Consider the following 11,870-nt stretch of genomic DNA (forward strand, 5'->3'; position numbering starts at 1 on the left):
ATGCCGGCACGGAGGGAAATTGCAATGGCAGAGTTCGATACAATCATTCGGGGAGGCACGGTAATTGACGGTACGCGCTTGCCGCGCTACCGCGCCGATGTCGGCATCAAAGACGGCAAGATCGCCAAGCTCGGCTATCTGAAGGCGCACGAGGGTAAAAAGATCATCGAGGCCGACGGCCAGCATGTGGTCCCGGGCTTCGTCGATCTGCACACTCACTATGACGCCCAGCTTTTCTGGGATCCGTACTGCACGATTTCCAGCTGGCATGGCGTGACCTCGATCGTTATCGGCAACTGCGGGTTCGGCTTCGCGCCGGTTAAGCCCGAGATGCGCGATCGCGCGATGATGACGATGACCCGCACGGAGGCCATCCCGTACGCCTCGATGAAGGCCGGGATGCCGTGGGATTGGGTCACCTATCCGGAATTCCTCGACAGCGTCGATCGCCACCCCAAGGGCGTCAACATGGTGCCCTTCCTGCCGATGGCGCCAGTCATGTCGTGGGTTATGGGCCTCGACGATGCCAAGTCTGGCCGGATGCCGACCGACGCCGAGACCAAAGAGATGCAGCGCATGATCCACGAGGCGATGGATCACGGCGCGTGCGGATGGTCGGCGCAGCGCTTCGGCGAGAACAGCGTGCAGGCCGATTTCGACGGTAGCCCGATGGTTACCGATCTGATGCACGATGAAACCGCGCTGGCCTTCGCCAAGGTCCTGGGCGAGCGCAACGAGGGTTTCATCCAGATGTCGTACATTCCCAACTCGAGCCGCTACGAGGGTGACGCGCAGGATCATACCGAGAAGCACTTCGAAGAATTGGCGCTCGCCGCGGGCCGCCCGATCCTCTACAACGCGATCGCCATCAACGACGCCTTTCCCGAACGCTTCCGCCGGCAAGTGCGGTGGATCGAAAACTGCGCGAAGCGCGGAATCCGCGTTTACGGTCAGGGCGCGACGCTCGATCTCGGCTTTCTGTTCACCTTCAAGGACTGGAACTTGTGGGACGACATGCCGGAGTGGCGCGAAGTCACCGTCGGTTCGATCGAAGATCGCCTGCTCAAGCTGAGCGATCCGCAGCGGCGGCCGGGCTTGCGCAAGGTCGATAATGAGATGACCGGCGCCATCACCAACAATGTCAGCGCCATCACAATCCTCACCTGCAATCGCGCCGACCTCAAGAAATACGAGAACATGACGGTTGGTGAAGTCGCCAAGGCCGAGAAGAAACATCCGGTCGATGCGATGCTCGATATTGCCACCGCCGACGGACTCAATACCGAGTTCTACACCCCACCCCTCAACGCCCGCGACGACTACATGAAGGAGATGGTCACCTCAAGCGGTATGACGATCTTCGGCGTCTCGGACGGCGGCGCCCACACGAAATTCTTCTCGGGCGGCCGCTACACCACTGAAGCGCTCATCCGCATGGGCCGCGACAGCGACATGCTCTCCCTCGAGGAGCTGCATTTCCGTCTGAGCGCCCATCCTGCGATGGCGGCCGGCTTCAAGAATCGCGGCACGCTGGTTGAAGGCGCCTGCGCCGACGTCGTCGTCTATGACCTCAACAAGCTCGCGATCAAGCCGCTGGAAATCGTTCACGACTTCCCGGGCGGCGAATGGCGGCGCGTCCAGCGCTCCGAGGGCTACAGCACGATGATGGTCAACGGCGAAGTGACCTTCGAGGAAGGCAGCAAGTGCACGGGCGCAACCCCGGGCAAGCTGCTCCGTAGCGGAGCCTGATTCGGCGCACCTCACATCCACGCGGTAACGTGAGGGTGTCAGTGAAAATTGCAGAGGCCGGGCATCCGCCCGGCCTCTCTTTTTTGCCCTCGCTCAAGCCCATCAGCGATCCGCCCTGAATCGACCTTGACGGCGCGCTTGACCTCGCAGACATCCTCTGGTCAAGGCGCCGCGAAGGCAGCGCGCAGGGGTAGACGGGAGCCTTATTGTGCCTCGCTTAGAGGCACTGTCAGTGAAACTTCCTTCTCCAATCGACAGGGAAGAAGATTAAAGGTGCTGATGGTTACAGAAACTCGCAGCGTAGTCTGCAATTCGTCCGCCGCTCTCGGCGCTAGGAGTGTGAGCATCATTTGTTGGTCACCGACTAGTGGCTGCGCGGACTTTTCGAATAGCCACTCCGCGTGTCGACCTCCGACTCCAATTGCTGCAATGACCGGAGTCTGCACCGAAAATGATAGATTACCCACCATCTTCAGCTCGCTGCTAAGTTTTAGCGATGCATCGGCAGACAGCGGCAATGATATTGCCTGGGCAAACAGCTCGACCGCGGTGTTCGGAATTTGCGCAGCTCCGTTGAGGGCCAGCACAGCCTCCATGTTTAGATCCAGCCCAGCGCGCTTCAGGAATCTGGTCTGCGGCAACACCGCCAGTACGGTGACGCGCGGGGTATCCGCGAACGTCACTGCAAAGCCGAATCTCTCGACTTTGCTGAACCCAGCTTCCCGTAAAATGCCGAGGCCAAACCCAACCAACCACACGTTATATGCTGTGAACATTTCAAAATCTGGCGGAAGCTGATTGTGAGTTGTGCGGTAGAGCAGCTTGAGGTCCCGTACGATAGGACGGTCTCCTATTCGAAGACTAACCCGTCCTTTCTGCAAATCCGGTTCATTTGATTTTCCGAAATGCCGCCGACTCGGAGCAATTGTCAGTAGAGGATCAACCGCATCAGCAAGCGTCAACGACAGTTCACGAGATGATTCCGAATCCATGAAATCCATTGGTATCCTCAAGCGATTCTATCGGTGGTCCAGCCGAGCGCATCGTTGAAAGAAAGCTGTACTACTGGGTGCATAAACTTCCCGATCTCAGAGCTGTTCTCCTGTTCCCTGTTTTCCGGGTCTGCATCTAATACTCGCTGAGCCGCGTTCCTGAGCAGGTGGTCGATGCGGAGTCCGTTAGGATCAAACGGGCCCTTTGCAAACTCGAGTAGAATATTTTCAGCCCAAGGCCCATTGAGCTCTTCGGAGAAGTATAGAACAGCAGCGGCTGCGTCGGGCTCTTTTGTCAGGTCGCTATTTCGCACCTCAACCCCCTCTCCATAGCAGGACACGAGCATAACGACTTTGCCTGTTAACGCTCCAGCGCGCTTTAACATTGCTAACTGTGAGGTTAGGTTATCATTGTTGCGTCCGGCAATAAGCAGCACGTTGGACGATTGCGTGGCGTTAACAATAGTTTCGTCAGAATAAACGGTGAAGCCATTCTTGACAAAAGGCGAGGTTAAGTTCTTTCGTAGTTCATAATCGTCAATCCCCGGGTCCATGAAAACGGCAATGTCGGCGGGACTCCGCACTACACTTCGTTGAAAGACTTTAAGGTGTTCGGTGCCTGCGCCAGCGTCCCGCGCGAGAAATACATCTCGACTGGTCTGCTGCTGCAGATCAACAACGCTTTTGGTCGGGTTCGAATCCGACCCATCGTCCACCACAATCAGAGGAGACGACGAGAGATTGCTCGTGGCGGTGACGGCCGTGAGATCAAGCGTACCGTCAGGGCGCTTAAAGTCCGAAAGGTTTATGAGCTGCGGCGCGATTGTGGTCGCCGATACCGGCGACGCGTTATTTCCTGGCGGTGGCGCCAGATTCGCATGTAAGTTGGGTAGAGCGGAAAGCTCGCTTTGGTAAACATCTTTGTCCCATTGGTAATGCTTTCTCAGATCAAGGTACGCAGATTCGAAGAGATACTGGCTCGGAAATAGTGGCTTCTTCGGGCTGAGGGCTTCGGAGACTGTATTTCCTGCAATGGAGTGTTGCTTAACTAATCCAGTGAGATCTCCTCCGTTTGTAATCAGCTGTTTGCGAGATTTCAGTGCTTCCGAAGCGCTGAAAGCTTCCGAGGCTCGAACCGTTCGGTTGGGGGCGTTTGGATAAGCCAGTCGCGGCAGATTAACCGTGCTTCGCCAGTCATTGTTGCGGTGCTCCCATTCGTCGTCGCGGTGCGCCCATTCGTCAATCCTATGGCGCTCGCGGTTATATGTATCTGTTCTCCGAGGTTCGGCGCGCAAGAATGCTTCCTGGCAAAGCGCGAAGCGTTCAGAGGAGAGCGAGACGGCCAATATAGCTGTCAGCAATGAGGTTCGAAACAGCTTGCTATAAAGCACTTGATTTTACCTCCTGTCAGTAAACATTATCCTACATTTACTAAAGTCAGGAGTTGGCGAATTTTTTTTCATTGCTCTGTCGCGGGTCGTCTGGACGAAATCCCGCTAGGGCAGCACCGCCAATTGAGAATCCCACGGGAGCAACTGGAGTGCCAGCAAAAGGCTTTCATAACTCAGGGGGCAGTCTCACATTGCTAGTATTTCTTAGCGTCCAAGCTTTGCACTGCAAACGGAGCCGTGCAGCAGGGCTACCGAGCCCGGTCCCTTTTTCGCCCTGGCTGCGATCCGTCGGCGGTCCGGCTGAATCGCCCCTTGACAGCGTGCTTATATTGACCTCGCAGACATTCAACGAGCCGACGCGCAGGAGCGACATCAATGGCACAGGTCCGATCAGTTTCACGGGTCATTCAGAGCGTCCGCACCCTCGAAGGGGCAGGCTTTGTAGTTAATCGACCGTTTCCCACCCCCGAGCTGAGCGACTTCGATCCCTTCCTGCTGCTCGACGAGATGGGCCCGGTCGAGCTCGGCGCAGGCGAAGCCAAAGGTGCCCCCGACCATCCGCATCGCGGTTTCGAGACGGTGAGCTACATGCGCGACGGGCGGCTGATTCATCGCGACTCGCACGGACATGCGGGCGAGCTGAGCCGCGGCGACGTCCAGTGGATGACCGCGGGCGGCGGCGTGATTCATTCCGAGATGCCTGAGGCGGAATTCGCCCGCCGCGGCGGCCGGATGCATGGCTTTCAGCTCTGGGTCAACCTGCCCCGGCGCGACAAGCTGATGCGTCCCCGTTACCAGGAGATTCCGTCCGCGAACATCCCCGAGGCCGTGAGCGCCGACGGCAAAATTCGCGTGCGCGTGATCGCTGGCGAAGCGATGGGCGCGAAAGCGGTGATCGACACCCGCACGCCGATCATGATGCTCCACTACACCATGGCTCCGGGAGCCAGCGTGGTGCAGGAAGTGCCCGCTGACTTCCATTCGTTCGCCTATGTTTTTGCCGGCGCCGCCAGCTTCGCCCCGGACGCTCGCGCGGTGCAGGCTCATCAGATGGCGATTCTCGCGAACGATGGCGCCCAGGTGAGCTTCGCGGCCACGGACGCGCACGAACCGCTCGAGCTCTTATTGATCGGTGGCGTGCCCTTGCACGAGCCGATCGCGCGTTATGGTCCATTCGTGATGAATACCCAGGAGGAAATCGCACAGGCGATCAGCGACTATCAGCGTGGCGCCTTCGGCCGCATCCCGCCGACAAGCTAAATGGCGGTGATCAGCTTCAGCCGCGGCGATTAAGCCGGAAAATCGCCGCGGCCAGTTCACCGCCATACTGGCTCACCGCCTGGTTGAGCGCGCCGACCGCCGCGCTTCTGTCAGCGCCCGACGAGGCCGGCACATTGATCACAGAGGTGGAAGAGTAGACCACGCGGGTCGGGTTGGTTGCGCTAACCGTCCAACGCGCGACGAGCTGCGCGGCGCCTTGGGCGTCGGTATCGAAGCGATCGACCGTCATCTCGACCAGATAGTTCGGTTGCAGAGTTTCGCCCACCCACGGGAAAACCGCGACCTGCGCGCCGTTCAGTGCGTTCGACAGGTCGTGCGCCAGCACGCGCTTGAAACTGACGTCGAGCGGTTCCGCCCAGCGCTCGTCCGACGATATCGCGAGGCGATCCTCGCTCAGGCGCGTAACCATTTCCGAGCGCGCGAGATAATCCGGAAAATTAACCGGCCCGAGCCCGATTACCAGTTTGGCGGACGCGTTCGCCGCAGCAGACTGCGGGCTGCTCGCGGCGGGACTGTCGGCCGAGAGGATAAAGTAATGCGTCGGGTCGGGCAGGGGCGCGAGTACGCTCGAGCAGCCGGCGACCAGCATCCCAAGCAAGATTGCGAGCACAGCCGGCGCGATTTCATTTCCCACAAATCGCAGCAACATTTTTCGCTCCACTAGCGTTGCTGCGGACGGCCGCGCACGATCGCGCTCGGATTGCGGTCGAGATAGTCGGCGAGATTGCGCAACGCGCGCGCGGCTTGAGACAAATCCTGCAAGGTCTGGCCCAACTGATAGTCGATCGGCGAGCCGGGACCGACGGTCGCGCGCAGCGTCTTCAGCGTCGCCTGAGCCTGATCGAGCGTCCGCGTCACGCCCGCAGAAGTTTCACGCAGCGCGCCGGCGGTGGGCCCGACCTCGCGGTCGGTATGAGCGGCCAGCCGCTGAATCGAATCGGCGGCGTCGCCGAGCTTACGGATAGTCTCCGGCATGGCGTCGATCGCGGCTCTGAGCTGCGGCGAGCCCGCGATCTCGCCGGTCCGCACGATCGTGGTGTTGAGGCTGGCCACCAGTTTGCTCAGGTCGAGCTGCCCGAGCTCGGCCAACGCCCGCATCGCCATCTCCTGCACCTGTTCGAGTGGCGTTGGCACGGTCGGAATCTCGAGGTAGTTCGAGTGCGGCGGCGCGCGAAAATGGGCTGGGCTCTGCGGCTGCAAATCGAGGCTGACGTAGAGTATTCCGGTAAGCAGGCTCTCGGACGCAAGTTGTCCGCGCAGCCCGTCGGCCACCAGATTCTTTACCACCGCCGGCCGGTCGAGGTCGAGAAAATCCGAGCCTTGATGGACCACGGCAGTTGAGCTGAGGGCGACCACCACCGGAATCGTCAGCAGCGGCGGCTTCCCCGGTTTCGTCCGATTGAGGCTGAGAAAAATCTGATCGACGTAGCCCACCTGCACGCCCTTGAATTTTACCGCGGCGCCTGGCCGCAGCCCATTCACGTTGGCGCTGAAATAGAGCACATATTTTTGACTGCGGGTGAACAACTGGTCGCCCCACAGAATCATCACCGCGACGATCGCAAGCGCCGCCGCGCCGAGCACGAAGCCGCCGACCGCGACCGGACTAACTCGCTGCTTCATCCGGCGTGGCTCGCGCCGGCGACGCTACGGCCGCGCGTGAGAAAGCGCTGCACGCGCTCATCGGCGCAGCGCGCGAGCAATTCTTTGGGCTTGCCCTGCGCGATCATGGTTTTGCTCTCGCCGTCGAGAAACACGCTGTTGTCGCCGATCTCGAGGATGCTCGCCAGCTCGTGCGTAACGACCACCACGGTCGCGCCAAGATTTGCGCGCAGCTCGAGAATCAGCTCATCGAGCAGGCTCGAAGTCACCGGGTCAAGTCCCGCCGACGGCTCGTCGAAGAAGAGCATCTCCGGATCCAGCGCGATCGCGCGCGCGACTGCGGCGCGCTTTTGCATCCCGCCGCTGATTTCCGCCGGATAGCTCTCCTCGAAGTTTTTGAGCCCGACCAGTGCGAGCTTGAATCCGGCCACTTCGCGAATCTCCTCTTCTGCCAGATCAGTGAATTGCGCCAGCGGCAGCGCCACATTTTCCCGCAAGGTCATCGAGCTCCACAGCGCGCCATTCTGGTAAAGCACGCCGCAGCGCCGCAACATCACTTTGCGCTGTTCCGCACCGGCCTGCGTGAAGTTCTCGCGCCCGTACAAGACTTCGCCCGCGGCCGGCTCTTCGAGCCCCATCAAATTGCGCAGGAGCGTGCTCTTGCCCGATCCGCTGCCCCCCATGATGATGAAAATTTCGCCGCGCCGCACGACAAAGTTGAGATCGTGCATCACGACAAACTCGCCATAGGCCATCGTCAGATTGCGTACCGTGATATGCGCTTCGCCCGCTGCCGCGCGATTCCCCGCCGTGGCGTTACCGGTCGCGGCTGGCCGCGCGGCCTCAGACTCCGATGACATGAAAAACCAATGAGAAGAGTCCGCAGGCGACCACCACCAGGATGATTCCATCCACAACCGCCGCCGTGGTCGCTTCACCCACCGCCGCGGCGCTGTTCCCGCACTTTATGCCCCGATAGCATCCCGCAATTGCGATCAGGATACCGTAGACGAGACTCTTGAACAGCCCACCGAGTACGCCAGTGGGATAGATCGCCTTAGCGCTTTCGTTCAGATAGGTGCCCAGATTGATATGCAGCATCCCGACGCCAATACTCGCGCCGCCCAGGATCCCGATAAAATCCGCGTACAGGCACAGCAGTGGCATCATTAAGACCAGCGCGATCACGCGCGGCGCCACCAGAAACTCGATCGGCGAGATGCCCATGGTCTCGAGCGCCTCGACCTCCTGCCGCACCTTCATCGTGCCGAGCTGCGCGGCGAAGGCGGCGCCCGTCCGGCCGGCCATGATGATCGCCGTCATCATCGCGCCCATGTCGCGGGTGACGCCGATCGCGACCAGGTCCGCGACGTAGATCGAGGCGCCAAAACGTTCGAGCTGCACCGCGCCCATGAAGGCCAGGATGACGCCGACGAGAAAACTGATGAGCGCAACGATCCCGACCGCCCTGCCGCCGCAAGCCGCGAGCAGCTCCCACACATCGACCGCCCGATAGCGCGCGCGCCCCGCGACAACTCGCCCCAGGGCAAGGGTGACCTCGCCGATAAAGGCCACCGCGTCGGCGGCACCCCGCCCCCAGCCGATCACCGCAGTTCCGGCGCGCTCAAGCACTGCCGGCCGCCGCGGCGGCGACGCGTCCACTTCCGCCAACGGCGTCGTCCCCGCCAGTTCGAGCAAGCGCCGGAGGCCTTCAGGAAGCCCGCCGTAATCGATCGCGATCGCCCGCTCCGCGCAAATCTGGCCGACGCGGGCGAGGATCGTCGCGAGCGCACTGTCCCATGCCCCAAGGCGGCTCGCGTCAAAGCTTACGCGGGTAGGTTTGGCGCCCTCCGTAAGCGCGCGCTCGAATTCAGCGGACTCTTGCGCCATGCCGCGGCCGAGGCGCCACGCGCCCGCCAGTTGAATCCGGCATTCACCGCTCGCCGTGCGCGCGAAAGTGACCTCGCCGCTCGCCTGTGACGCAACTCTGGTCGCCCGCCTCGCTGTCATCGCGCTGATGGTGTCTGCAGCCTCGCCCGCTAGGCCGACCGGGGTGGCAGACTTTCGAACCAGGGCAGCACGAGCCGTTCATTGATCGAATAGGGAAAGGCGTGTCCCCATTCGGACAGCTCCTCGTACTTGAGGTTGTAACCCAGCGAACTCAGCAACTCGTTCGCCTGCCGCGTGTAGGAGACCGGGAAGATAAAGTCGTGGACGCCGTGCACCACGAAAATCGGCAGCTCGCATCCGGTCCGCGTGCGTAACATCGGGTCCGCAGCCATGTGCAGCGCACCCGCGACCGGCGCGATTCCGGCAAACATTTCGTGGCGCTCGAGACCCAGGATGTAAGTAAAAATCCCGCCGTCCGAAAGCCCGGTCAGATAAGTGCGCGTCGTATCGACGGTGTAGTTTGCGAGCACCTCATCCAGCATCGTCATCACTGAGCGCGTGTCGATGCTGCCCATGGTCATCGTCCAGGTCTCTGCGAGCGACTTCGGCGACAGCAGGATATAGCCCCGGCTACGCGCCGAGCGCAGCCACGTCCAGATGTATTCATAGCCCTCGCCGTAGCCGCCGTGCAGACAGATGATCAGCGGCCAGCGGCGGTTTGGCGAATAATTTTCCGGCACATACAGCGAGTAGGCCCCCCGCTCGTCAGTGCGCTCATGATGCGCGAAGCCGGTCGCGGCGCCGCCGGCCCCAGCAGCCGCGGTCTCGACGATCGCGCTCGAGCCTGCGATCGCGAAGTACGCGCCGATCGTCGGGAGCATCGCGCGCAGGTCATAAAGCGCATACAGGCCGCGCACGAAGCTGTGGCGGCTCTTGAGAAATGCGAGCGTCCAGTTCGGGCTCGGCGCGGTCAGGAAGAGATTGAACGAGCGCTCGAGATGCGCGATCGCAATCACGAACTCCCGATGGAATTGGCTCAAGTCATCAGGCGGCGTGAGAGGCGCGAACTCGGCATTGAAGCGGCGGAAGGCGTCGCCGGTCGCCGCGAGCAGCTGCGCCTGCACCGGCCGCACCTCGCCGAGCCGGAGGTTTTCCTGGATCGACTCGAACTCACGCAGGAACGCCAGCACCTCGACTTCGTGACGGCGCAGCTTTTCCACATATGCGCTGTTTGCTTCTGCCATTGGTGGTTCTCCTCGCGACGAAGATTATCGGAATTTGACCCGCTTGCGTATGTCCGCGACAGTCGGAGCCCGCCCCGGCCCCTTGGAAGCGACCCGCCCGCCATGCCACTTTAGGTTCCCGACTACGGGAGGTCACGATGCGCCGGGAGATCTTCACCGAAGAACACGAAATGTTCCGCACGCAGGTGCGGCGTCTGGTTGAGGCTGAAATCGAGCCGAAGATTGCCGATTGGAACCGCAACGGCATGAGCGATCGCGAAAGCTGGCGCAAACTCGGCGCCGCCGGTTTCCTCGGCCCCAACGCGCCCGCTGAATACGGCGGCGGCGGCGTCGATTTCTTCTTCGACGCCATCGTTAACGAAGAGCTCGCGCGGGTCCGCGCCCATGGCCTCATGATGGGCCTGCATTCGGATATCTGTCTGCCCTACATCACCTCCTATGGCAGCGAGGCGCAGAAGCGCCGCTACATCCCCGGCGCCTGCAGCGGCGACCTCATCCTCGCGATCGGGATGACCGAACCCGGCACCGGCTCCGACCTCGCCGCGGTCAAAACCACCGCACGCCACGACGGCGATAGCTGGGTGATTAACGGCGCCAAGACCTTCATCTCGAACGGCCAGATCTCCGATGCGGTCATCCTCGTGGTCAAGACCGACACGCAGGCCAAACCCGCGCATCGCGGCATCAGCCTGATCATGGTCGATCGCGATTCCCCCGGCTTCGTGCGCGGGCGCAAGCTCGACAAGCTCGGCTTCAAGGGCCAGGACACCAGCGAGCTGTTTTTCGAGGACTGCCGCGTGCCGCTCTCGAATCTGCTCGGCCAGGAGGGCCAAGGGTTCAAGATGCTGATGGAGAAGCTGCAGCAGGAGCGGCTGACGACCGCAGTCATCGCTTTGGCGAGCGCCCGCCGTTGCCTCGACGATACAGTCGCCTACACCAAACAGCGGCGCGCCTTTGGCCAGCCGATAGCCAGCTTCCAGAATACCCAGTTCAAGCTGGCCGAGATGGCGACCGAGGTCGAGGTCGGACAGGCCTTCGTCGATCGCTGCCTGGCCGCGCACGTCCGCGGCGACGAGATCGTTTCCGAAGTCAGCATGGCGAAATGGTGGGTAACCGACCTGCTGAAAAAGGTCGCGAGCCAGTGCCTGCAACTGCACGGCGGCTATGGCTTCATGATGGAGTTTCCCGTCGCCACCGATTACGCCGACGCCGCGATCCAGTCGATCTATGCCGGCACCAACGAGATTATGAAGGTGATCATCGCGCGCCGCATGGGCCTCGAAAGCCGCGAGTGATCACGGTGCGCCTAAGCGAGCATCATCCGCATCGGCTCGAGCGTGCGTTTGAAGGGATTGAGGATTAGACCGAGAATTTCCAGCGTGACGACGCCTAGCAACGGTTCGTCGCCTGGTTCCCCGAGAATGACGGGCGTGTAGGCGTCGCCCACCGGCATGCTGATGTGACACTCGGAAATCACGCGCTCGATAATCGTCCCGTCGGCGAGGGTGAAGTCAACGGTGCGCTTGGGCGTGAGTTCCAACGCCTTCCAGATGTCATGCGGGACGAGGGTGTAGATCGCGCCGCTGTCGACGAGAAAGCGCACAGTTGCCTGACCGCCGGACGGACCCGTCAGCACCCCCTCGGCATAAGTTATACCCATCGTTTGTCCGCTTCACCGCACGAGTTGAAGTCCTCCTATCCTACGCGGCCAAGAGCTCTTC

At 61.2% G+C, this 11,870-nt stretch carries 11 protein-coding genes; 3 read left to right on the plus strand and 8 right to left on the minus strand.

Annotated features, from left to right (window positions below):
- Positions 1-24 precede the first annotated feature (24 nt).
- A complete protein-coding gene (locus VKS22_07845; protein HLW70521.1) occupies positions 25-1,749 on the plus strand; it encodes an amidohydrolase family protein in 1,725 nt (574 codons plus the stop codon).
- A 203-nt stretch (positions 1,750-1,952) separates the two neighbouring features.
- Here VKS22_07845 and VKS22_07850 read toward each other — a convergent pair whose 3' ends face one another.
- Both VKS22_07850 and VKS22_07855 read right to left on the minus strand, forming a co-directional pair.
- Complete coding sequence (locus tag VKS22_07850) at positions 1,953-2,750, minus strand: hypothetical protein (GenBank protein ID HLW70522.1); 798 nt, start codon at positions 2,748-2,750, stop codon at positions 1,953-1,955.
- 8 nt (positions 2,751-2,758) lie between these two features.
- The gene (locus VKS22_07855; protein HLW70523.1) at positions 2,759-4,132 is read right to left on the minus strand and encodes a hypothetical protein; all 1,374 of its coding nucleotides are present in this window, start codon (positions 4,130-4,132) and stop codon (positions 2,759-2,761) included.
- A 375-nt stretch (positions 4,133-4,507) separates the two neighbouring features.
- Here VKS22_07855 and VKS22_07860 point away from each other — a divergent pair, with 375 nt between their 5' ends.
- A complete protein-coding gene (locus VKS22_07860) occupies positions 4,508-5,392 on the plus strand; it encodes a pirin family protein (GenBank protein HLW70524.1) in 885 nt (294 codons plus the stop codon).
- A gap of 16 nt (positions 5,393-5,408) precedes the next feature.
- Here VKS22_07860 and VKS22_07865 read toward each other — a convergent pair whose 3' ends face one another.
- The 5 genes from VKS22_07865 to VKS22_07885 are packed head-to-tail and all read right to left on the minus strand — an operon-like array spanning position 5,409 to position 10,149.
- Positions 5,409-6,062, minus strand: coding sequence for a PqiC family protein (locus tag VKS22_07865; GenBank protein HLW70525.1), 654 nt, complete (start codon positions 6,060-6,062; stop codon positions 5,409-5,411).
- Between the two features lie 11 nt (positions 6,063-6,073).
- On the minus strand, positions 6,074-7,036 hold the full coding sequence (locus tag VKS22_07870; GenBank protein HLW70526.1) for an MlaD family protein: 963 nt from the start codon (positions 7,034-7,036) through the stop codon (positions 6,074-6,076).
- Positions 7,033-7,875, minus strand: a complete 843-nt coding sequence (locus VKS22_07875) for an ATP-binding cassette domain-containing protein (GenBank protein ID HLW70527.1) — start codon at positions 7,873-7,875, stop codon at positions 7,033-7,035. The genes VKS22_07870 and VKS22_07875 overlap by 4 nt, the downstream gene beginning before the upstream one ends.
- On the minus strand, positions 7,859-9,025 hold the full coding sequence (locus tag VKS22_07880) for an ABC transporter permease (protein ID HLW70528.1): 1,167 nt from the start codon (positions 9,023-9,025) through the stop codon (positions 7,859-7,861). The genes VKS22_07875 and VKS22_07880 overlap by 17 nt, the downstream gene beginning before the upstream one ends.
- A gap of 29 nt (positions 9,026-9,054) precedes the next feature.
- A complete protein-coding gene (locus VKS22_07885; GenBank protein HLW70529.1) occupies positions 9,055-10,149 on the minus strand; it encodes a hypothetical protein in 1,095 nt (364 codons plus the stop codon).
- Positions 10,150-10,286: 137 nt separating this feature from the next.
- Between VKS22_07885 and VKS22_07890 the strand changes: the two genes are divergently transcribed.
- The gene (locus VKS22_07890; GenBank protein HLW70530.1) at positions 10,287-11,444 is read left to right on the plus strand and encodes an acyl-CoA dehydrogenase family protein; all 1,158 of its coding nucleotides are present in this window, start codon (positions 10,287-10,289) and stop codon (positions 11,442-11,444) included.
- An 11-nt stretch (positions 11,445-11,455) separates the two neighbouring features.
- Here the strand turns inward: VKS22_07890 and VKS22_07895 are convergent, their stop codons facing one another.
- Positions 11,456-11,809, minus strand: a complete 354-nt coding sequence (locus VKS22_07895; GenBank protein HLW70531.1) for an aspartyl protease family protein — start codon at positions 11,807-11,809, stop codon at positions 11,456-11,458.
- Between the last annotated feature and the right edge of the window lie 61 nt (positions 11,810-11,870).

The sequence above is a fragment of the Candidatus Binataceae bacterium genome, from assembly GCA_035308025.1.
Taxonomy (GTDB): domain Bacteria; phylum Desulfobacterota; class Binatia; order Binatales; family Binataceae; genus JAJPHI01.